Annotated in this window: 19 protein-coding genes and 2 tRNA genes; 7 read left to right on the top strand and 14 right to left on the bottom strand. The window is 71.7% G+C overall.

Features of this window, described 5'->3' with window-relative positions; genetic code table 11:
* The first annotated feature begins 65 nt into the window (after window positions 1–65).
* Window positions 66–674, top strand: coding sequence for a 2-phospho-L-lactate guanylyltransferase (gene cofC / locus FHX81_RS28335; protein WP_141981080.1), 609 nt, complete (start codon window positions 66–68; stop codon window positions 672–674).
* A gap of 7 nt (window positions 675–681) precedes the next feature.
* Here cofC and FHX81_RS28330 read toward each other — a convergent pair whose 3' ends face one another.
* On the bottom strand, window positions 682–2,247 hold the full coding sequence (locus FHX81_RS28330; RefSeq protein ID WP_141981079.1) for an LVIVD repeat-containing protein: 1,566 nt from the start codon (window positions 2,245–2,247) through the stop codon (window positions 682–684).
* An 87-nt stretch (window positions 2,248–2,334) separates the two neighbouring features.
* Between FHX81_RS28330 and FHX81_RS28325 the strand changes: the two genes are divergently transcribed.
* The 3 genes from FHX81_RS28325 (at window position 2,335) to FHX81_RS28315 (ending at window position 5,794) form a co-directional block, all read left to right on the top strand.
* Window positions 2,335–2,541 (top strand): hypothetical protein, encoded by a 207-nt coding sequence (locus FHX81_RS28325; protein WP_141981078.1) that lies wholly within the window; start codon window positions 2,335–2,337, stop codon window positions 2,539–2,541.
* Window positions 2,542–2,609: 68 nt separating this feature from the next.
* Window positions 2,610–4,874, top strand: coding sequence for an RNA degradosome polyphosphate kinase (locus tag FHX81_RS28320; RefSeq protein WP_425473850.1), 2,265 nt, complete (start codon window positions 2,610–2,612; stop codon window positions 4,872–4,874).
* An 8-nt stretch (window positions 4,875–4,882) separates the two neighbouring features.
* Entirely contained in the window at window positions 4,883–5,794 is a 912-nt protein-coding gene (locus FHX81_RS28315) for an NUDIX hydrolase (protein ID WP_425473893.1), read from the top strand.
* Window positions 5,795–6,057: 263 nt separating this feature from the next.
* Here the strand turns inward: FHX81_RS28315 and FHX81_RS28310 are convergent, their stop codons facing one another.
* The 3 genes from FHX81_RS28310 to leuC all read right to left on the bottom strand — a co-directional run bounded on the left by FHX81_RS28310 (window position 6,058) and on the right by leuC (window position 8,974).
* Entirely contained in the window at window positions 6,058–6,744 is a 687-nt protein-coding gene (locus FHX81_RS28310) for an HU family DNA-binding protein (protein WP_141981075.1), read from the bottom strand.
* Window positions 6,745–6,953: 209 nt separating this feature from the next.
* Entirely contained in the window at window positions 6,954–7,556 is a 603-nt protein-coding gene (gene leuD, locus FHX81_RS28305; protein WP_141981074.1) for a 3-isopropylmalate dehydratase small subunit, read from the bottom strand.
* A gap of 14 nt (window positions 7,557–7,570) precedes the next feature.
* Window positions 7,571–8,974 (bottom strand): 3-isopropylmalate dehydratase large subunit, encoded by a 1,404-nt coding sequence (gene leuC, locus FHX81_RS28300; RefSeq protein ID WP_141981073.1) that lies wholly within the window; start codon window positions 8,972–8,974, stop codon window positions 7,571–7,573.
* A gap of 71 nt (window positions 8,975–9,045) precedes the next feature.
* Here leuC and FHX81_RS28295 point away from each other — a divergent pair, with 71 nt between their 5' ends.
* Complete coding sequence (locus FHX81_RS28295) at window positions 9,046–9,747, top strand: IclR family transcriptional regulator (RefSeq protein WP_053723084.1); 702 nt, start codon at window positions 9,046–9,048, stop codon at window positions 9,745–9,747.
* Between the two features lie 221 nt (window positions 9,748–9,968).
* Here the strand turns inward: FHX81_RS28295 and FHX81_RS28290 are convergent.
* The 4 genes from FHX81_RS28290 to gltX all read right to left on the bottom strand — a co-directional run bounded on the left by FHX81_RS28290 (window position 9,969) and on the right by gltX (window position 12,652).
* A tRNA-Glu gene (locus FHX81_RS28290) sits at window positions 9,969–10,041 on the bottom strand.
* Window positions 10,042–10,130: 89 nt separating this feature from the next.
* Window positions 10,131–10,202, bottom strand: a tRNA-Gln gene (locus FHX81_RS28285).
* A gap of 102 nt (window positions 10,203–10,304) precedes the next feature.
* Window positions 10,305–11,042 (bottom strand): HAD family hydrolase, encoded by a 738-nt coding sequence (locus FHX81_RS28280; RefSeq protein WP_246108008.1) that lies wholly within the window; start codon window positions 11,040–11,042, stop codon window positions 10,305–10,307.
* A gap of 104 nt (window positions 11,043–11,146) precedes the next feature.
* On the bottom strand, window positions 11,147–12,652 hold the full coding sequence (gene gltX, locus FHX81_RS28275) for a glutamate--tRNA ligase (protein WP_141981072.1): 1,506 nt from the start codon (window positions 12,650–12,652) through the stop codon (window positions 11,147–11,149).
* 86 nt (window positions 12,653–12,738) lie between these two features.
* On the opposite strand from gltX, the gene FHX81_RS28270 reads away from it, so the two are divergent.
* The gene (locus tag FHX81_RS28270; protein ID WP_246108301.1) at window positions 12,739–13,989 is read left to right on the top strand and encodes an FAD-dependent oxidoreductase; all 1,251 of its coding nucleotides are present in this window, start codon (window positions 12,739–12,741) and stop codon (window positions 13,987–13,989) included.
* Window positions 13,990–13,992: 3 nt separating this feature from the next.
* Here FHX81_RS28270 and FHX81_RS28265 read toward each other — a convergent pair whose 3' ends face one another.
* Window positions 13,993–14,763, bottom strand: a complete 771-nt coding sequence (locus FHX81_RS28265; protein ID WP_141981070.1) for a fumarylacetoacetate hydrolase family protein — start codon at window positions 14,761–14,763, stop codon at window positions 13,993–13,995.
* Window positions 14,764–14,820: 57 nt separating this feature from the next.
* On the opposite strand from FHX81_RS28265, the gene FHX81_RS28260 reads away from it, so the two are divergent.
* Complete coding sequence (locus tag FHX81_RS28260) at window positions 14,821–15,462, top strand: S1 family peptidase (RefSeq protein WP_141981069.1); 642 nt, start codon at window positions 14,821–14,823, stop codon at window positions 15,460–15,462.
* On the opposite strand, the gene cimA is transcribed toward FHX81_RS28260, so the two are convergent.
* From cimA to FHX81_RS28235, 5 genes are all read right to left on the bottom strand, one after another.
* Window positions 15,443–17,038: a citramalate synthase gene (gene cimA, locus FHX81_RS28255; RefSeq protein WP_141981068.1), complete on the bottom strand. Its 1,596-nt coding sequence runs from the start codon at window positions 17,036–17,038 to the stop codon at window positions 15,443–15,445. The two genes, FHX81_RS28260 and cimA, sit on opposite strands and share 20 nt — an antisense overlap.
* A 188-nt stretch (window positions 17,039–17,226) precedes the next feature.
* The gene (locus tag FHX81_RS28250) at window positions 17,227–18,207 is read right to left on the bottom strand and encodes an ABC transporter substrate-binding protein (protein WP_141981067.1); all 981 of its coding nucleotides are present in this window, start codon (window positions 18,205–18,207) and stop codon (window positions 17,227–17,229) included.
* The gene (locus FHX81_RS28245) at window positions 18,204–18,956 is read right to left on the bottom strand and encodes an ABC transporter ATP-binding protein (RefSeq protein WP_141981066.1); all 753 of its coding nucleotides are present in this window, start codon (window positions 18,954–18,956) and stop codon (window positions 18,204–18,206) included. Before FHX81_RS28245 ends, FHX81_RS28250 begins: the two co-directional genes overlap by 4 nt.
* Window positions 18,956–20,023: a FecCD family ABC transporter permease gene (locus FHX81_RS28240; protein ID WP_170232197.1), complete on the bottom strand. Its 1,068-nt coding sequence runs from the start codon at window positions 20,021–20,023 to the stop codon at window positions 18,956–18,958. Before FHX81_RS28240 ends, FHX81_RS28245 begins: the two co-directional genes overlap by 1 nt.
* A 458-nt stretch (window positions 20,024–20,481) precedes the next feature.
* A complete protein-coding gene (locus FHX81_RS28235) occupies window positions 20,482–21,519 on the bottom strand; it encodes a 3-isopropylmalate dehydrogenase (RefSeq protein WP_073891631.1) in 1,038 nt (345 codons plus the stop codon).
* Between the last annotated feature and the right edge of the window lie 165 nt (window positions 21,520–21,684).

Raw genomic sequence — 21,684 nt, 5'->3', positions numbered from 1 at the left:
CGTGGACCTGGAGTCTTCCTCGGAGCCCCTGGCCAGGTCCAGCCGGCATCCGGGAGTATGGCGGGGTGGGAGCCGACGTGGACCTGGTGGTGCCGGTCAAGACGCTGGAGCGGGCCAAGTCACGCCTGGTGGGCGCCCGCCTGGACCGCCCCGCGCTGGCCCTGGCGTTCGCCTTGGACACCATCTCCGCCGCGTTGCCGGCCGTCCGCCACGTGCTGGCCATCACCGACGACCCGGCCGTCATCGCGGAACTCCGCACCCTCGGCGTCGAGTCCGCCCCGGGCCCCGAGGGCCTCAACGAGTCCCTCCGCTTCGGCTTCGGCCTCCTCCGCGCCCGCGACCCGGACTCCGTCGTGGGCGCCCTCCAAGCCGACCTGCCCGCACTGCGCACGGCGGACCTGGTGGCGGCGTTGGCCACCGCCCGGGTCCGCTCGTTCTGCCCGGACCGCCAGGGCACGGGCACCACGCTCCTGCTCTCCGCCCCGGGCGGCGACCTCGCCCCCGCCTTCGGCCCCGGCTCCGCGGCGGCTCACACCGCCTCCGGAGCCGCCCCCCTGCTGGGCCCCTGGCCGACCCTGCGCCACGACGTCGACACCGCCGACGACCTCCGCCTGGCCGCGGACCTGGGCCTGGGCCCTCGCACCGCCGCCACCGCGGCCCCCGTCGCCGGCTGACCGGCTCTCAGCAACAGGCCTGCCCCGGCACGCACCTGCCGACCAACATCGGGCACGCGAACCCGTAATCGGGATCCGGCGCCAGCGGCAACCTCCGCCGCGGGCTCTCCACCGGCCGGTACGACGCTCCCACCGGCCCCGTCGTCAGCGTCACCTTGGTGTGCGACGCCTGCGCCTCGTACGCCGCCGCCGTGAGCTTCACCACTTCCACCCCGCGGGAGAGGTCCGCCACGAACACGCGCCCCCGGTGCCAGTACGGCGCGAACGACACCGCGCCCTCGGGCCGCCAGTACGCCACCTGGATCGGGTTCGCCGGGTCGCTGATGTCCAGGAACCGCGTCCCCTGCTCGTACCAGGAGTACGCCACGATCCGCTCGTGCACGTCGAAGTAGTGCGCCGAGCAGAACGTGTCCGGCCCCGGCAGCGTGCCCTCCTGGTCGTCCGGCGACCACACGCCCACCGTCCTCAGGTGGAACGGCCGCTCGGGCGTCGCCCGCCACGACTCGCCACCCGTCGAGCCCTCCAGCGACGAGATCACGAACCGCCCCTGGTCCTCGCACGTCGCCGACCCGAACGCCTCCTCGGTGTGCAGCAGCAAGCTGCCCGCCGGGTGCTCCCGCGACGGCTTGGGCCCGTCCTTCAGGGTCCGCCCGACCGGTCGGAACGAGTTGTGCGAGAACGACGTCGGCATGTCCAGCTTCGGCGCCGCGCCACCCGCGTACGGGACCGGGTCCACCGGTGTCGCCTCGCGCACCCGCCCGCTCAACGGATCGCGGTGCCAACCGCGCGTGTGGTAGCCGCGAGTGCCGCCCGTTCCGGCCACCCACGCCACACCCGCCGCGTCCACCTGGACGTCGTGCGTCATGTGCGTCTCGCCCTGGTTGCGGTTGAGGTCCACGTACGTGCTCAGAGTCTTCGGGTTGCGCGGGTCGCGGATGTCGGTGACGAACACCTTGCCCGAACGCCGGTAGGTGTCCGGGTCGGTGGACGGCGTGCCGTCGTAGCCGGTCGTCCACAGGTACGTGCAGTCGTTGACGCACGACGTGATGTGGCCCGTGCCCATCGGCGCGAAACTCAGCAGCTCCAGCCGGGCCGGGTCCACCGCCGACACGAAGTACACACCCGTCGGCCGGTCCGCGCCCGCCTGGCGGCCGAACGCGCTGCGCTCCCGCGCCAGGAACACCAGCTTGCGGTTCGGGTCGACGGTGACGTCCTCGTTCTCCCAGAACCGCTGCTCGGGGTCGTCACCCGGCAGCGCCAGCTCATGCTTGGTCAGGTGGTCGAGCAGCCTCGGCCGGTCGACGTCGGTCACGTCGTAGGTCTTCAGCCCGAACGTGCCGCTGAGGAACATCACGTCGCGGTGCCGGTACTGCATGAAGTTGATGGAGACGGCTCCCTCGGTCTCCGGGATCGCCGCGCGCAGCTCCACGTTCTTCGCCGCCGCCTGCGGCCCTCCCCCCTGCCCGGCGACCGCCTCCGCGCCCGGAACCGCCTGAGCGGACGCCGTCCCCTGGCCCGCGGTGACCACACCGCCGACCAGCAACGCGGTCAACACCCCTGCCACAACCCTCATGCCGACTCCTTCCGGTGATGGGTCCGATGCGGAGCGTCGCAGCGCCACCCGACCGCCCACCACCCGCCAATCGGCTAGCTTTGGCCCGTGACCGAACACCCGCGCGAGCAGGCGACGGTGAGCGCGCATCACCCGGACGGCTCAGCGACCGTGCTGCGCGACGACGGCGTGCTGGTCGACGTGCCCGCCGCGGCCGTCGCCGAGGGCGGCTGGCGCTCGCTGCGCCCCGGCCAGCGGGTCACCCTCGTGCGGGATGCCGCCGGTGACGTCCGAGGCGTCCTGCGCCCGGTGTGACGCGGAGTTCACTTCCTGGTCGGCTCCGCTCAGCGCGCTGTCGCCCATATTGGGGAACAATGCTGATCGTGAGCACGGACAACACTCCCGAGCAGCCCGCGCCCAAGCGACGGACGAGGACGCCGCGGGCCACCCCGGCGGCGAGCACCCCCCGGCGCGGACCGCGCCCGGCCATCCGCCGCGGCAGCACCCGTGCCACGCCGCTGCAGGACGTCGAGGCGCCGACGCGGTCGTTCCCCGGCTCACCGCCCGCCGTCACCGCCACCGAGGCGCAGGCCGACCTGCCCGACGACCGGTACTTCAACCGGGAGCTGTCCTGGTTGGACTTCAACGCCCGGGTGCTCGCGCTGGCCGAGGACGCCTCCCAGCCGCTGCTGGAGCGGGCGAAGTTCCTGGCCATCTTCGCCTCGAACCTCGACGAGTTCTACATGGTGCGCGTCGCCGGCCTGAAGCGCCGCGACGAGACGGGCCTGTCGGTGCGCAGCGCGGACGGCCTGACCCCGCGCGAGCAGCTGTCCAACATCTCCAAGCGCACCCAGGAGCTGGTCGAGCAGCACGCCAGGGCGTTCCTCGACCACATCCAGCCGGAGCTCGAGAAGCACAGCATCAGCATCGTCAACTGGGCGCAGTTGACCGACTTCGAGAAGCTGCGGCTGTCGAACTACTTCACCGACCAGGTGTTCCCGGTGCTCACGCCGCTGGCCGTGGACGCCGCGCACCCATTCCCCTACATCTCCGGCCTGTCGCTGAACCTGGCCGTCACCGTCCGCGACCCGGAAGGCGGCGCGGAGCGGTTCGCGCGCATCAAGGTGCCGGACAACGTGCCGCGCCTGGTCCGCGTGGAGAGCGACCGGACCAGCCCGACGGCGACGTTCCTCCCCCTGGAGGAGCTCATCGCGGCGCACCTGGGCGAGCTGTTCGCGGGCATGCAGGTGATCGAGTGCCACGCGTTCCGGGTCACCCGCAACGCCGACCTGGAGGTCGAGGAGGACCAGGACGAGGACCTGCTCAAGTCGTTGGAGCGGGAGCTGGCGCGCCGCCGGTTCGGGCCGCCGGTGCGGCTGGAGATCGCCGACGACATGACCGAGCACATGCTGGAACGGCTGCTGCGCGAGCTGGAGGTCGACCCGCACGACGTCGTCCAGGTGCCCGGCCTGCTCGACCTCTCGTGCCTGTGGCAGCTCTACAGCGTGGACCGCAAGCAGCTCAAGGACGCCCCGTTCGTCCCCGCGACGCACTCGGCGTTCGGCGAGCGGGAGACGCCGAAGAGCATCTTCGCCACCCTGCGCGAGGGCGACGTGCTCGTGCACCACCCGTACGACTCGTTCTCCACGTCCGTGCAGCGGTTCATCGAGCAGGCCGCGGCCGACCCGCGCGTGCTGGCCATCAAGCAGACCCTGTACCGGACCTCCGGCGACTCCCCGATCGTGGACGCGCTGATCGACGCGGCCGAGGCGGGCAAGCAGGTCGTGGCGCTGGTCGAGATCAAGGCGAGGTTCGACGAGCAGGCGAACATCAAGTGGGCTCGCGCGCTGGAGAAGGCCGGCGTGCACGTCGTCTACGGCCTGATGGGGCTCAAGACGCACTGCAAGACGGCGTTGGTCGTCCGCCAGGAGGGCTCGCGGATCCAGCGCTACTGCCACATCGGCACCGGCAACTACAACCCGAAGACGGCCCGGCTGTACGAGGACATCGGCATCCTCACCGCCGAGCCGACCATCGGCGCGGACCTCACCGACCTGTTCAACGTGCTGACCGGGTACGCCCGGCAGGACCACTACCGCAGCCTGCTCGTCGCGCCCTACGGCGTGCGGCGGGGGATCGTGGAGCGCATCGAGCGGGAGATCGAGCACGCCCGCGCCGGTGCGCCCGCCGGGGTGCGCATCAAGGTGAACTCGCTGGTGGACGAGCAGGTCATCGACTCGCTGTACCGGGCGTCCCAGGCCGGCGTGCGGGTGGACGTGGTCGTGCGGGGTGTGTGCGCGCTCAAGCCGGGTATCAAGGGCTTGTCGGAGAACATCCACGTCCGGTCCATCCTCGGCCGGTTCCTGGAGCACTCGCGGGTGTTCCACTTCGTCGGCTGCGGCGAGCACTGGATCGGCAGCGCAGACATGATGCACCGCAACCTGGACCGGCGGGTGGAGGTTCAGGTCCGGGTGACCGACCCGAAGCTCACCGCGCAGCTGGACGCGATGATGGACTCGGCGCTGGAGCCGACCACGCGGTGCTGGGTGCTGCAACCGGACGGCGAGTGGGAGGCGTCGCCGGCGGACGGCACCAGGGTGCGCGACCACCAGACCGAGATGCTGCGCAACCACCGCGCGCTGGGGTGACGCGGGTGATCCGGGCAGCAGGCGCCGTGCTGTGGCGCGAGGGTTCCGTGGCGGTCGTGCACCGGCCGCGTTACGACGACTGGTCGTTGCCCAAGGGCAAGCTGGACGACGGCGAGACCGTGCCCGCGGCGGCGGTGCGGGAGGTGCTGGAGGAGACCGGGTTCCGGGCCGTCCTCGGCCGCTACCTGTGCCAGGTGTCGTACCGGGCTTTCGGCAGGCCGAAGGTCGTGGACTACTTCAGCGCGCGGGTCGAGTCGGGCGCGTTCGCGCCGAACGACGAGGTGGACGAGCTGCGGTGGGTGCCGGTCGCCGAGGCGTCCGCGCTGGTGACGTCGGACACCGACCGCTCGGTGCTGGCGGCGTTCGCGGCGGAGCCCGCGGACCTGGCGACGCTGCTGCTGGTGCGGCACGCGAAGGCGGGCAAGCGGGACAACTGGCCGGGTGACGACGACCTGCGGCCGTTGAGCTCGGCGGGGTGGCGGCAGGCGGGCGGGCTGCGGTCGATGCTGCCGCTGTGGGGTCCGACGCGGGTGCACTCCGCGCCGCGCGTGCGGTGCGTGGAGACCGTCCAGGGGGTGGCGGAGGACCTGGGCGTGGGCGTGCTGCTGGAGCCGCGGCTGTCCGAGGAGGGGTACTGGCCGGACCGCGAGGCCGGGTTGGTGCGGCTGCTGGAGATCGCGGACGGGGCGGGCACGCCCGTCGTGTGCAGCCAGGGCGGCGTGATCCCGGACATCGTGGCCACCCTCGCCGACCTGGGCGGCGTGTCGTTGAGCGGCACGCCGTGCAAGAAGGGCAGCGCGTGGCTGCTGGCGTTCCGCCGGGCCGAGCCGGGCTGGTCCACTTCGGACTCGCACACCTCCTGGCCGCGGCTGGTCTCGGCGCACTACTTCCCCACCGCCCTGCCGAAGCCCACCACGTGACCTGAATCGGCCACTCGGGTCACGTCCGGCGTCCGTTCGGGCACGGTCGGTTCCCGGTTTCTCCCGGTTCCAACCGCGTCCTGAGCGTTGGGTCCGGGGGTCCTGGGCGGAGGACTCCCGCTTCGGGGTTCCGGAGGGCTCAGAGCCGCTGTAAGGGGCCGGAGCGGTGTGGCGGGGGTAGAGAGCGCTCAGGGCCCGGTGCGCGTCCGCACCGGGCCCTGAGCGTGTGTTGCGTGCCTGGCCGGTGATCACCCGGCCCGGCTTCACTTCTTCTTGGCCGGGGCCTTCTTGGCCGCGGGCTTCGCGGCGGCGGCCGTGGTGGCCTTCGCCGTCGTCGCCTTCGGCGTGGTGGCCGCCTTCTTGGCCGCCGCCGGCTTGGCCGCCGTGGTCGCCTTGGCCGCGGTCGACTTCGCGGCGGTGGCCTTGGTCGCGGCGCTCTTGGCGGGCGCGGCCTTGGTGGCGGTGGCGGCGGGCTTCGCGGCCGCGGCGGTCCGGCGGGTCGCCGGCGCCTTCGTGGCCGCCGCTGCGGCACGCGTCGCGGTGCCGGTGCTGCGCGTCGCGCGCGCGGTGGTGGCGCGCGCGGTGGTGGCGCGGGTCGCCGGCGCCTTCGTCGCGGCGGCCGGCTTGGCCGCCGCGGCTGCGGCGGGCTTGGCGGCCGTGACGCGCGGCAGCTTCTTCGTGCCGCTGATGACGTCCTTGAACGTCGAACCCGCGCGGAACGCGGGAACGTTGGTCTTCTTGACCTTCACGGTCTCACCGGTGCGCGGGTTGCGAGCGGTGCGGGCCGCACGGGCACGCTTCTCGAAGACACCGAAGCCGGTGATGTTGACCTTCTCGCCCTTGTGGACGCTGCGGACGATGACGTCGACGAGCCCGTCGACAGCGGCAGCGGCGTTCTTCTTGTCGCCAAGGCGCTCGGCGAGCGCCTCGATGAGCTGGGCCTTGTTCACCTTCAGTCCCTCCCAGGACGCTCACGGCCCTAGTCGGGCCGACTGATTGCCCACGGTAAGCCCATATGCAAGGAAATACCAATCGCCACGCCAGATTTCTTGTTGTGGCGTGGGCAATTACGACCTGTCGAGGGACACCCCGGCGGCCCGGGGAGGGATCGAAGGGGCCGGATTCCCGCTGTTGGGGAGGGAATCCGACCCCTTCGGCGTCACCTCGCGGGCAGCGGATCGGTAGTCGGCAACCAACCCTGCCTGCGCTGCTCGAACTCGGTGATGTCATCGGCGTGCCGCAGGGTCAGGGCGATGTCGTCCAATCCCTCCAGCAGCCGCCAGCGGGTGTACTCGTCGATGGTGAAGGGGGCGGTGAAGTCCTTCGCCACAACCGTGTTCGCGGTCAGGTCGACGGTCACCTCGGTGCCGGGCTCGTTCTCCAGCAGCTTCCACAGCAATTCGACATCGGACTGCTCGCACTGGGCGGCCACGAGGCCCTGCTTGCCCGCGTTGCCCCGGAAGATGTCGGCGAACCGGGAGGAGATGACCACCCGGAAGCCGTAATCCATGAGCGCCCAGACGGCGTGCTCCCGGGACGACCCGGTGCCGAAATCGGGCCCGGCGACGAGCACGCTGCCGGCCCGGAACGGCTCCTGGTTCAGCACGAACTGCTCGTCACCGCGCCAGGCGGCGAACAGGCCGTCCTCGAAGCCCGTGCGGGTCACGCGCTTGAGGTAGACGGCCGGGATGATCTGGTCGGTGTCCACGTTGGACCTGCGCAGCGGAACGCCGACCCCGGTGTGCGTGGTGAACGCTTCCATGTTCGTAGAACCTCTCAGACCAGGTCGGCGGGCGACGACAGGGTGCCGCGCACGGCGGTGGCGGCGGCCACGAGTGGCGAGACCAGGTGGGTGCGCCCACCCTTGCCCTGCCTGCCCTCGAAGTTGCGGTTGGAGGTCGACGCGCTGCGCTCGCCCGGCTTGAGCTGGTCCGGGTTCATGCCCAGGCACATCGAGCACCCGGCCTGGCGCCACTCCGCGCCGGCCGCCAGGAACACCTCGTGCAGACCTTCGGACTCGGCCTGCGCGCGCACCCGCATGGACCCGGGCACGACGAGCATCCGCACGCCGTCGGCCACCTTGTGGCCGCGCAGGACGTCGGCCGCCGCGCGCAGGTCCTCGATGCGGCCGTTGGTGCACGAGCCGAGGAACACCGTGTCGACGTGGATGTCGCGCAGCGGGGTGCCCGGCTCCAACCCCATGTAGGTCAGCGCCTTCTCCGCGGCCACGCGCTCGTTCTCGTCGACGATGGCCTCGGGGTCGGGCACGGTCGCGCTCAGCGGCAGGCCCTGGCCGGGGTTGGTGCCCCAGGTGACGAACGGGGTGAGCTCGTCGGCGTCGAGGCGGACCTCGGCGTCGAACTCGGCGTCGTCGTCGGTGCGCAGGGTCTTCCAGTACTCCACCGCGGCGTCCCAGTCCGCGCCGGACGGGGCGTGCGGGCGGCCCTGGATGTAGTCGAACGTGACCTGGTCCGGCGCGATCATGCCCGCGCGGGCGCCCGCCTCGATCGACATGTTGCACACGGTCATGCGGGCTTCCATGGACAGCGCCTCGATCGCGCTGCCCCGGTACTCCAGGACGTAGCCCTGGCCGCCGCCGGTGCCGATCTTCGCGATCACCGCGAGGATGATGTCCTTCGCCGTGACGCCGGGCCTGAGCTCGCCGTCGACCGTGATGGCCATGGTCTTGAACGGCCGCAGCGGCAGCGTCTGGGTGGCCATCACGTGCTCGACCTCGGACGTGCCGATGCCGAACGCCAGCGCGCCGAACGCGCCGTGCGTGGACGTGTGGCTGTCACCGCAGACGACGGTCATGCCGGGCTGGGTCAGGCCCAGCTGCGGGCCCACCACGTGGACGATGCCCTGCTCGGCGTCGCCCATCGGGTGCAGCCGCACGCCGAACTCCGCGCAGTTCTTGCGCAGCGTCTCGACCTGGGTCCGCGAGACCGGGTCGGCGATGGGGAGCTCGATGTCGACCGTCGGGACGTTGTGGTCCTCGGTGGCGATCGTGAGGTCCGGTCGGCGGATCCGCCGACCGGCGAGGCGCAGGCCGTCGAACGCCTGCGGGCTGGTCACTTCGTGCAGCAGGTGGAGGTCGATGTAGAGCAGGTCCGGCTCCGCGCCACTGCCGTGGCGCACGACGTGTGCTTCCCACACCTTCTCCGCGAGCGTGCGGCTCATCGCAACTCTCCCAAGATCTGGACAGTCGATAGATCTGGACTTCCCAGACAGTGGGAAGTTAGTATCGGCTTGTGGGACAGCATAGCGGGATCGGCGTGCTGGACAAGGCAGTGGCTGTCTTGAACGCCGTCGCAAAGGATCCGTGTGGGCTCGCCGAGTTGTGCAACCGGACGGGCTTGCCGAGGGCTACCGCGCACCGGTTGGCGGTCGGGCTCGAGGTGCACCGGTTGCTGCGACGGGGTTCCGACGGCCGCTGGCGTCCGGGCGCGGCACTGGCGGAGTTGGCGGGCGGGGCCACCGACCCGCTGCTCGACGCGGCGTCCTCGGTGTTGCCGAGGTTGCGCGACATCACGGGCGAGAGCGTCCAGTTGTACCGGCGGGACGGGATGCAGCGGATCTGCGTGTCCTCGGCCGAACCGCCGAGTGGTTTGCGCGACACCGTGCCGATCGGCGCGCGTTTGCCGATGACCGCCGGTTCGGGCGCGAAGGTATTGGCGGCGTGGGCGGATCCGGGCACTCAACGTTCCGTTCTGGCCGACGCGGTTTACGGCGAGCGCACATTGTTGGAAGTGCGCCGGCGCGGCTGGGCGCAATCGGTAGCGGAACGCGAACCGGGCGTAGCTTCGGTTTCCGCCCCGGTGCGCGACAGCACGGGTTCCGTCGTGGCCGCCGTCTCCGTTTCGGGCCCGATCGACCGCATGGGCCGCCGCCCGGGCGCCCGCTGGGCCGCCGACCTCCTCGCCGCCGCCGAAGCCCTCCAATCCCGCCTCTGAGAGCCCTGGTCACCGCTACCGGCCTGACCAGCCCTTGCTCGACCCTGGGCAGGCCCCCGCCTTCAACAATCCGGCGGGGGCCTGCCCACTCTCGTCGCTGCCCGGCCGCGCCGGGGGTGCAGGGGGCGAAGCCCTCCTGCGCGGGGTCCGGGGGTCGCACCCCCGGTGTAAATGCGAAAGATCCCCGTTTCGCGTAAGCGAAACGGGGATCTCCCGATCTGTAGCCCCGATGGGATTCGAACCCACGCTACCGCCTTGAGAGGGCGGCGTCCTAGGCCGCTAGACGACGGGGCCAGGATCTTACCGGCGATATTTACTTTATCATGTCTTGCTGTCCTGCGTTGCCCGGGTAGTCTAGCACATCTTTCTTTCCACCCGTGCAGCTGGGGTACCAGGACTCGAACCTAGACTAACTGAACCAGAATCAGTCGTGCTGCCAATTACACCATACCCCATTGGGTTCCCGGCCCGACTCCCCCCGGTCTTGCTCGGTGGGGGCCACTCCGTTCCGCCGGAAGGAATACTAGACCACGGGCCCGGCGGAACGGAAATCGGGGTCACGCCGAGGCGTGCGACAGCTCGCAGACCAGGAGTTCCGGCAGCTCAGCGAGGCTGCTGATGGCGGAGATGCCCGCGGGCAGCCCACCCTCGCGCGGGCCCTGGCGGTTCAGCCACACGCCCTTCATCCCCGCGTCGCGCGCGCCGATCGCGTCGGCGTGCAGGCGGTCGCCGATGTGGACCGTGTCGCCCAACTCCACGCCGAGGTCGGCGCACGCGGTGTCGAAGATCACCCGGTCCGGCTTGGCCGCACCGACCTCACCCGCGATCAGGACCGTGTCGAAGTACTGGGCCAGTCCCAGCGTGGCGATCTTCACGCGCTGGTGCCGCCCTGAGGCGTTGCTCACGGCCGCCATGGGCAGACCGGTGGCCCGCAGCCACTCCAGGCACGGCACCACGTCCGGGAACAGCCGCCAGCCGGACGCGAGGACCTCCTGCCGGTGCAGTTCCCGGCGGGTCGCCTCCTCCTCGTCCAGCTCCTCGCCCAGCGCCGCGAAGAACGCGCGGGTGCGGATGTTGCGCATGGTCTCGTACTCGAGCTCGCCCGCGAGCAGGCGTTCGCAGTGCTCATCGGTGATGCGCTGCCACAGCGGCCACGCGTCGGCGTTGCCGACCATCGCGGCCAGGGCGGCCCGGGACGAGGTGCTGTAGTCGACGAGGGTGTCGTCCACGTCGAGGCACACGGCCCGGATCTCGCCGGTTCTCCGAGGGGTGAAGGTCGGGGCTGCGGTTGTCACCCCGTGAGGCTAGGTGCGGTCGACCCCCGTCCGACTCGACCAGAGAGGTGATATCTAGGGGTTCTTGCACGGTCAAGCACCGCTGAACCGCCCGAAGGAACCAGTCAGATTGCCCCGAGCGCGCGGCGCAATCGCCCGATCGAGCGACTCCGACCCAGTAGTTCCATGGATTCGTACAGTGGCGGCGAGACGGTACGGCCCGTCACGGCGACCCGCACCGGCGCGTAGGCCGTGCGCGGCCTGAGGCCCAATCCGTCCACAAGAGACGTTTTCAGCGCGCCCTCGATCGCGGCGGCCGTCCACTCGGGAAGCGGCTCCAGAGCCGCCACCGCCGCCTCCAGCACGGGGCGCGCGTCCTCGCCGAGCACCGCCGCCACGGCGTCCGCCTCGGGCGCGAAGTCCGGCTCCGGCACGAACAGGAACCGGACCATCCCGGACGCTTCGGACAGCACCACGAGCCGCTCCTGCACCAGCGGCGCGACGCCGGAGAGCACGGCCACCTGCTCCGGACTCGGGTCGGCCGGCAGCACGCCGTCCTTCACCAGGTGGGGCAGCACGCGGTCGACGAAGTCCTCGACGGGCAGGGCGCGCAGGTGCGCGGCGTTGATCGCCTCGGCCTTCTTCAGGTCGAAGCGGGCCGGGTTGGCGCTGACCCGCTCCAGCTCGAACGCCTCGACCAGTTCGGCGACGGAGAGGACGTCGCGGTCGTCGGCGGTGGACCAGCCGAGCAGCGCCAGGTAGTTCAGCAGGCCCTCGGGCACGAAACCGCGGTCGCGGTAGTGGAACAGGTCCGACCGCGGGTCGCGCTTGGAGAGCTTCCGGTTGCCCTCGCCCAGCACGGTCGGCAGGTGGCCGAACCGGGGCACGGACGACGTCACGCCGATCCGCGCCAACGCCCGGTGCAGCGCGATCTGGCGCGGCGTCGACGGGAGCAGGTCCTCGCCGCGCAGCACGTGCGTGATGCCCATCAGGGCGTCGTCCACCGGGCTCACGAACGGGCGGAGCGGGTCGCCGTTGGCGCGCACCAGCACCGGGTCGGGCGTGCTGCCCGCCTGGAACGTGACCTCGCCGCGCACCAGGTCGACCCACGTGATGTCCTCGTCGGGCATCTTCAGGCGCAGCACCGGTTCCCGGCCCTCGGCGCGCAACGCGGACCGCTGCTCCCCGGTGAGGCCGCGGTCGTGGCCGTCGTAGCCGAGCTTGGGGTCCTGGCCCGCGGCCTCGCGGCGCGCCTGCGCCTCCTCGGCGGTGGAGAACGACTCGTACAGCTCGCCCGCCTCGAGCAGGCGCCGGGCGATGTCGTCGTAGAGGTGGCGGCGCAGGCTCTGCCGGTACGGCGCGTGCGGCCCGCCGACCTCCGGGCCCTCGTCCCAGTCCAGCCCGAGCCACCGCAGGGCCGCCGGCAGTCGGAGGTACGACTCCTCGGAGTCGCGGGCCGCGTCGGTGTCCTCGATCCGGAAGACCACGGTGCCACCGGCGTGGCGGGCGTAGGCCCAGTTGAACAGGGCGGTGCGGACGAGACCCACGTGCGGCGTGCCGGTGGGCGAGGGGCTGAAGCGGACGCGGACCGCCGCGTCGGCTCCGGTGGGCGGAGCTGCTGGTGCGCTCATGACCCGATCAGCGTATCCGGCTTGACCGGGGCCGCACTTCGGAGCATCCTGACCTTATTCAACTGGCGTTGAAAAGTGAGGGGTGGATCATGGAGAGGACCGGTGTCGCGGTCGTCGGAGGCGGACCGGCGGGCATGGTGGCCGCGTTGCTGCTGGCCAGGGCCGGTGTCGAGGTGACAGTGCTGGAGAAGCACGGCGACTTCCTGCGCGACTTCCGCGGTGACACGGTGCACGCGTCGACGTTGACGCTGCTGGACGAGCTCGGCCTCGGTCCGTCGTTCGCCGAGGTGCCGCACCAGCTCGTGGACAGGGTGCAGGTGCTGCTGGACAGCGGCCCGCAGACGATGGGCGACCTCACCCGGCTCCCCGGACCGCACAAGCACATCGCGTTCGTGCCCCAGTGGGACTTCCTGGACCTGCTCGCCGACGCGGGCAAGCGCGAGCCGACGTTCACGCTGCGGATGAACACCGAGTTCACCGGGCTCGTCAAGGACGGCGGCAAGGTGACCGGCGTCCGCTACCGCACGCCCGACGGCGGGACCGGCGAGCTGGCGGCCGACCTGGTCATCGCGGCCGACGGGCGACGTTCGCTCGTGCGGGAGCAGCTCGGGCTGCCGGTGCACGAGTTCGGCGCCCCGATGGACGTGTGGTGGTTCCGGCTGCCGCGCGACCCCGGCGAGCTCAGCGGCGCCACCGGGCGGTTCACGCAGGGCCAGGCGATGGTGCTCATCCCCCGCGGCGACTACTTCCAGTGCGCGTACCTCATCCGCAAGGGCACCGACGAGCTGCTGCGGGCGGAGGGGATCGCCGCGTTCCGGCAGCGGGTGGTGGAGCTGGTGCCGTGGCTGGCGGAGCGGATGGAGACCGTCGAGTCGCTGGACGACGTGAAGCTGCTGGACGTCAAGCTCGACCGCCTGCGGCGCTGGCACGTCGACGGCGCGCTGTGCATCGGTGACGCGGCGCACGCCATGTCGCCCATCGGCGGCGTCGGCATCAACCTGGCGGTGCAGGACGCGGTCGCCGCCGCGGCGCTCGTCGCCGCACCGCTGCGCCGCGGCCGGCCGGGCCCGGACGTGCTGGCGAAGGTGCGGCGCAGGCGGTGGCTGCCCACGGCGGTGACCCAGGCCGTCCAGCGGCGGATCCAGGACTCGTTCCTCAAGCCGACGCTCACCGGCTCGGCGAGCGCCGCGCCGGGGCGTCCGCCGCTGCCGGTCCGGCTGATGGCGCGGTTCCCGTGGCTGCAAGGGGTGCCCGCGTACCTGGTCGCCATCGGCCTGCGGCCCGAGCACGCGCCGGAGTTCGCCCGGCGCGCGCCCGAGCGGATCGAGCGGAGTTGAGGCTCAGCGGTTGGCGACCGTGTTCGTCAGCGTGCCCAGGCCCTCGACGGTCACCGAGACGGTCTGCCCGGCGGTCAGCGGGCCGACGCCCGCCGGGGTGCCGGTGAGGATCACGTCGAGCGGTCGCAGGGTCATCACCGAGGAGATGTACTCGATCAGCTCGGGGATGCCGTGCAGCAGCAGCGAGGTGCGCGAGTCCTGCTTGACCTCGCCGTCCACCTCGGTGCGGATGGCCACGTCGGACGGGTCGAACTCGGTCTCCACCCAGGGGCCGAGCGGGCAGAACGTGTCGAAGCCCTTGGCCCGCGTCCACTGGCCGTCGCTCTTCTGCAGGTCGCGCGCGGTGACGTCGTTGGCGATCGTGTAGCCGAGGATGGACTGGCGGGCGCGGGACGCGGGGATGTCCCGACCGCCGACGCCGACGACGACGGCCAGCTCGCCCTCGAAGTCCACCCGCTCCGACACGGCGGGCAGCTTGATGTCGGCGTTCGGACCGATCACGGCGGTGTTGGGCTTGAGGAACATCAGCGGTTCCGCGGGCACCTCGTTGCCGAACTCGGCCGCGTGCTCGGCGTAGTTGCGGCCGATGGCCACGATCTTCGGCGGCAGGAACGGCGCCAGCAGGCGGACGTCGGCCAGCGGCCGGCGGCGGCCGGTGAACGTCGGGTTGGCGAACGGGTCGTCGGCGATCTCGACCGCGGTGAGGTCGTCGCCTTCGCCTTCGATCGCGGCGAAGGCCAGGCCGTCGGGTTGGGCGATTCGGGCAATGCGCACGGCAATCACCCTAACCGGCGGCTGGAAACGCCACCGTGCGTGCCTAGCGTCATAGGGATGCGAACCCTGCTGATCGTGCTGACCCTGCTCGTCGCCGCGGCCGCGCGGGCCGCGGCCACCCCGGAAGAGGTCGGTGCCGCGCTGCCGACCCCGCTCGAAGCCGGCACCAGCCTGTACCCGTCGTCCGGCGGACGCTGCGCCAACGGCTTCAACGCCCGCGGCCACCTCATCGTGCCGACCTCCTGCGGGGCGCTCGGCACGGTGGTCCGCGGGCCCGACCTGGTCGAGATAGGCCCGATCGTGGCGGTCCGGTCGACCTACTCGATCGTCCGGATCACCAACACCGCCGCGTGGGTCCAGCGGCCCACCATCGCCGGGCGGTCCGGCACCATCACCGGCTCGGCCGAGACGCCCGTCGGCGGCCAGGTGTGCGCGGCGGGCCGCACCACCGGGTTGCGGTGCGGCACCGTGCAGGCGAAGAACGTGACCGTGAACTACCCGGGCGGCATCGTCCACGGCCTCACCCGGACCAGCGTGTGCACCGAACCCGGCGACCAGTGGGCCCCGGTCTTCACCGGGTCCCAGGCCCAGGGGCACTCGCTCGGCGGCAGCGGCAACTGCTCCACCGGCGGCGCGTCCTACTTCGAGCCGCTCAACCGCATCCTGGCCGGTGAGGGGCTCACGCTGGTGACGGGCTGACCCGCATCGCCTTGTGCACCAGCGCGTCGCACAGGGCGAGCCAACTGGCCTCGACGATGTTGCCGTGCACGCCCACGGTGGTCCACTCGCGCTCGCCGTCGGTGGACTCCACGAGCACGCGGGTGACGGCGTCGGTGCCGTGCTGATCGGTCAGGATGCGCACCTTGTAGTCGTTCAGCTCCACCGCGTCCAACCACGACAGGTGGGGCAGGAGCGCCTTGCGCAACGCGGCGTCCAGCGCGTGCACCGGGCCGTTGCCCTCGGCGGTGGCGATGACCCGCTCACCGGCCACGTGCACCTTCACCGTGGCCTCGGACACGATCGCGCCGTCCTGGTGGTGGTCGAGCACCACGCGGTACGACTCGAGCGCGAACGGCGGCGCGTCCAGGTCGGACATCTCCGCCCGGAGCAGCAGCTCCAGGGAGGCGTCGGCGGCCTCGAACGACCAGCCGCCCGCCTCCAGGTCCTTCACCTTGCGCACCACGGTGGTGAGCGCGTCGGGCCGGCGGGTCAGGTCGATCCCGAACTCACGTCCCTTGAGTTCGAGACTGGCCCGACCCGCCATCTCGGTGACCAGCACCCGCATGTCGTTGCCGACGGTGTCCGGGTCGATGTGGTTGTACAACTCCGGATCCACCTTGATCGCGCTCGCGTGCAGCCCCGCCTTGTGGGCGAAGGCCGACGACCCGACGTAGGCCTGGTGGGTGTCGGGTGCGATGTTCGCGATCTCGGCCAGCGCATGGGAGACCCGGGTGAGCTCGGCCAGCGATTCGGTGGGTAGCACCCGCAGGCCGAGTTTGGTCACGAGGTTCCCGACGACGGCGAACAGGTCCGCGTTGCCCGCTCGCTCGCCGTAGCCGTTCGCGGTGCACTGGACGTGGGTCGCCCCCGCCTGCACCGCGGCGATGGTGTTGGCCACCGCGCAGGACGTGTCGTCCTGGCAGTGGATGCCGACCCGGAAGCCCGTGCGGGCGACCACGTCGGCGACGGTCTCGGCCAGGCCCAGGGGCAGCTGGCCGCCGTTGGTGTCGCACAGCACGACGACGTCCGCGCCACCCTCCACTGCGGACTCCAGCACGCGCAGCGCGGTGTCGGGGTCGAAGGCGAAGCCGTCGAAGAAGTGCTCGGCGTCGAGGAACACCCGGCGGCCCTCGCCGACCAGGTGCGCGACGGTGTCGCGGACCATCGCGCAGTTCTCCGCCACGTCCGTGCGCAGCGCCCGTTCGATGTGCCTGCGGTCGGACTTCGCGACCAGCGTCACGACCGGCGTCTGCGCCTCCAGCAGGGCCCTGACCTGCGCGTCCTCGTGCACCTTGACGCCCGCCTTGCGGGTCGAGCCGAACGCGACGAGCTGCGCGTGCTTGAGCGCGAGCTCCCCCGCGGCCGCCCTGGCGAAGAACTCGGTGTCCTTCGGCATGGCGCCCGGCCAGCCACCCTCGATGAAACCGACGCCGAGCGAGTCGAGCAGGCGGGCCACGGCCAGCTTGTCGTTGACCGAGTAGGAGATGCCCTCGCGCTGGGCACCGTCCCGCAAGGTCGTGTCGAAGACGTGGAATGAATCGCCGAGGGGGGTCACGATGGGGCTCCTGTGAGTCTAGGAAAACAAAAAGACCCCCCGCAGGATGCGAGAGGTCGGCGCGCCGGGTGCTTCGAGGCAGCACTACCCGGCGCGCTGGGAAATAATGATCACGGTGTGGAGAGCCACGTCCGCGATGGTGCCACAACCCGTCCGCGGATACCAAGCCGCGGACGGGTCGTCCCACACTATGGGTGGAAGCTATCGGCCAAGAACCTGGCGAACGCCTCGATGGCGGCCGGGTTGCGCGGGCTCTCCACCAGGGCCGCGTAGGGCAGCACGAAGAACCGCCCGTGCCGGATGGCGGGCACGTCGGCCAGCGGCGGGTAGGACTCCAGGAACGCCCGCTTCTCGTCCGGGGTGGTCGCCTCGCCGTCGGCGTAGTCGTTGATCAGCACCACGTCCGGGGCGCGGTCCACGACGGCCTCCCAGCCGACCGTGGTCCAGCTGTCGTCGAGGTCGCCGAAGATGTTGTCACCGCCCGCCTTGCCGATGATGTCGTGCGGCGCGGCGTTGCGGCCCGAGGTGAACGGCTGGTCGAGCCCGCTGTCGTAGAGGAACACCTTCGGGCGGTTCTGCTTGACGAGCTTCGCGGCGTTGGAGACCTGCTCCTGGTAGCCCGCGATCAGCTCCTCGGCCTTCGCCTCCACGCCGAACACGCGGCCCAGGTTGCGCAGGTCGGTGTAGAGGGCGTCCAGCGGCGGCATGATGCCGCGCTGCCTGCCCACGCCGTTCCGGCACGCCTCGGTGAGCTGGTAGGTGGCGATGCCGAGGTCGTCGAGGGCGTCCGGGGTGAAGCCGGTGGCCTCGGAGAAGCCGTAGTTCCAGCCCGCGAACACGAGGTCCGCCTTCGCGCCCTGGACGAGCTCCTTGGTGATCTGCTCGCCGAGGTTCGGCACGCGGTCGAAGTCGGCCTTCCAGGGCGAGGAGGCGACGTCACCGGCCTGGCCGCCGCCGATGACGTACCCGGCCATCCGGTCACCGAGGCCGAGCGCGAACATGATCTCGGCGATGCCGGTGTCGTTGGTGACCACACGGGACGGTTTCGCGTACGCGACCTGCTGCCCGCAGTTCGTGACGGTGACCGTCTCGGTGGCGGCGGCGGGCGCGATCCGCGCACCGCAGCCCGTGGTGAGGGCGATCAGGGCGAGGGCGACGAGCTTCTTCACGCGGTGGACTCCCTGTGGTCGAACAGCAGTTGGGGCACGCCGCTGGTGGGGTGGCGCACGACGTGGGCGCGGACGTCGAACACCTCGTGCAGCACCTCGGGGGTGAGCACCTCCTCCGGCGTGCCGCTGCGCACCACCCGACCACCGTCGAGCACGTGCAGGCGGTCGCAGTAGGCGGCGGCGAGGTTGAGGTCGTGCAGGACCGCGAGGACGGTCACGCCCAGGCCGCGGACCAGCGAGAGGACCGCGAGCTGGTGGCTGATGTCGAGGTGGTTGGTCGGCTCGTCCAGCACGAGCACCCGCGGCTGCTGGGCCAGGGCGCGGGCGATCAGGACGCGCTGCCGCTCGCCGCCGGAGAGGGTCAGGAAGCCGCGGTGGGCGAGGTGGGCGGCGTCCACTCGCGACAGGGCCCCGGCGACCACCTCGGCGTCGTGCCCGGGGGTCGTCCGGTGCGGGAGGCGTCCCATCGCGACGACCTCGGTGACGGTGAAGTCGAACTCGACGTGGCTGTCCTGGGTGAGCGCGGCCAGGTGCTCGGCGGTGTCGCGGACCTTGCCCGCCGCGACGTCCCGGCCGCCGAGCAGGACCACTCCCCCGGACGGCCTCAGCGCCCGGTACACGCAGCGCAGCGTGGTCGACTTGCCGCTGCCGTTCGGGCCGACGATGCCGTGCACCTCGTGGTCGCGCGCGTGCAGGTCGATGCCGCGCAGGATGCCGTCGACGGTGACGCCTTCGAGTCGCACGTCCATCAGCGACCGCCGAACACGTAGCCGCGGCGGCGCATCAGCAGGACGAAGCACGGCACGCCCAGCGCGGCCGTGATGACGCCCAGCGGCAGCTCCTCGGGGGCGGCGAGCAGGCGTGCGGCGACGTCCACCCAGATCAGGAAGCACGCGCCCGCGAGCGGGGCCACGCCGAGCACCTTGCGGTGGTCGGCGCCGACCGTGAGGCGGACCAGGTGCGGCAGCATCAGGCCGACGAACCCGACCGCGCCGCTGACCGCGACCAGCACGCCGGTCATGGCGGCCGTGACGGCGAACAGCGCCTTGCGGGTGCGGGAGACGTCGATGCCGAGGGTGGTGGCCGTCTCGTCGCCCATGGACAGCGCGTTGAGGTGCTTGGCGCGGGTCAGCAGGTAGGCGGTGCCCGCCGCGGTGACGGCGGCGGCGATCGGCAGCGACGTCCACGTGACGCCGCCGAGGCTGCCGAGCAGCCAGAACATCGCGGCGCGGGCCGCCTCGCCGCGTGGCGACTGGAACACCAGCAGCATGGCGACGGCGGAGAAGCCGTAGGCCATGGCCGTGCCGGTGAGGACCAGGCGCAGCGGGGTGAGGTCACGGCCCGTGACGACGTAGACCAGGGCCATGGCGGCCAGGGCGGCGATGAAGGCGGCCGTGGACAGCGCGTAGATGCCCAGGGAGGCGAACAGGCCGGTGGTCACGACGGCGGTGGCGCCGACGCTCGCGCCGGAGGAGATGCCCAGCACGTACGGGTCGGCGAGGGCGTTGCGGACCATGGCCTGGATGGCGACGCCGACCACGGACAGGCCCGCGCCGACCACGGCGGCGAGCAGGACGCGGGGCAGGCGGATGTCCCACACGATCCGGTAGGGGCCCGCCTCGGCGGCGTCGACCGTGCCGCCGGTGAGGGCCGCGGCGAGGAAGCGCAGGACGTCGTCGAACGGGATGCGCACCGGTCCGAGCGCGACGCCGGCGACGACCGAGGCGGCGAGCACGGCGGCGAGGGCCAGGCACAGGCCCGCGGTGGGCGGGCGGCGGAGGGCCTGGGCACGCGCCTGGCTGCTGGTGGGGGTCACCGGTCGCCTTCCGGACGGGTGGCCCGGACCGGCCACCCGCACCCGCACGCGGCAGGCCGGCGCACCCGTCCCGCAGACCACGGCAGGAGGTGGAGCTTCTTCCCACCGCCCACGGGTGATCGGGCTCGCCGAGCGTGCTGCTCGGCCTACCGTTGCGGGTCAGCGCCGGACTTCGACCGGACTTCCCCCACGGGCGGCTCCGGCGACCTTACGGCTCGCGACACGGTCAGGGCCACCACGACACCGCCGTGGTGGCCCCAATCACCATCCCGAGAGTCGAACACTCAGGTCCCGAGTGTCGAACGCTCAGGTCCCGAGTGTCGAACGCTCAGGTCCCGAGTGTCGAACGCTCGCGTCCCCCGAGTTCAACGCTCAGGTTCGGCCGGCCGGGACCTGAGCGTTGAACTCAGGGGTCCTGAGCGTTCGACACTCGGGTCCTCGAGGTTCGACACTCGCGGTTAGGCGGTGCGGACGTTGGAGGAGACGAGGGCCGCCAGGCGGTCGCCCACGGCGTAGGTCGCGCCCGGCGACGAGTGGTCGCGGGTGGCCAGGTCGAACGCCACCGACGCCTCGATCCGCCGAGCCGCCTCGGACTCGCCCAGGTGGTCGAGCATGAGGGCGACGGACAGCACCGCCGCGGTCGGGTCGGCGATGCCCTGGCCCGCGATGTCCGGCGCGCTGCCGTGCACCGGCTCGAACATGCTCGGGTTGCGCCGCGTCACGTCCAGGTTGCCCGACGCCGCCAGCCCGATGCCGCCGGTCACGGCCGCCGCCAGGTCGGTCAGGATGTCGCCGAACAGGTTGTCCGTCACGATCACGTCGTACCGGCCCGGGTCGGTGACCAGGTGGATCGTCGCCGCGTCGACGTGCTGGTACGCCACCGTCACGTCCGGGTGCTGCAACGACACCTCCTCCACCACCCGCGACCACAACGACCCGGCGTGCGTGAGCACGTTGGTCTTGTGCACGAGCGTGAGGTGCTTGCGCGGCCGGTTCGCGGCACGGGCGAACGCGTCGCGCACCACCCGCTCCACGCCGAACGAGGTGTTGATCGACACCTCGGTCGCGATCTCGTGCGGCGTGTCCTTGCGCAGGAGCCCGCCGTTGCCCGCGTACAGGCCTTCCGTGCCCTCCCGCACCACCACCATGTCGATCTCCGGCGGGTCGGCGATCGGGCTGCGCACACCGGGGTACAGCCGGGCCGGGCGCAGGTTCACGTGGTGGTCGAGCTCGAACCGGAGCCGCAGCAGCAGGCCACGCTCCAGGATTCCGCTCGGCACCGACGGGTCGCCCACGGCGCCGAGCAGGATCGCGTCGTGCTGGCGGAGTTCCCCGAGCACGGACTCCGGCAGCAACTCACCTGTGGCGTGCCAGCGCGCCGCGCCGAGGTCGTAGCGGGTGATCTCAGCCGCTGGAACGACCTCACCGAGCACCTTCAGTGCCTCGGCGACGACCTCGGGCCCGATCCCGTCTCCTGGGATCACTGCGAGCCGCATCCACACACCTCCCAGGTATCAGTCCCATTGCACGGGACTAGTTTCCTTTGCGAAAGGCTACCGGTCCGAAGCGGTGAAACCGCACTCGGAACACCCCTCCGTGGCCATATCTCCCGGACTGCGGGACACCCGAACGGTTCAGTGCCCCCGTTCGGGCGTCACCCG

It is taken from the genome of Saccharothrix saharensis (assembly GCF_006716745.1).
Classification (GTDB): Bacteria; Actinomycetota; Actinomycetes; order Mycobacteriales; family Pseudonocardiaceae; genus Actinosynnema; species Actinosynnema saharense.
Note: the sequence above shows the minus strand (reverse complement) of the source record. Positions and strands in the feature narration are given on the sequence as shown.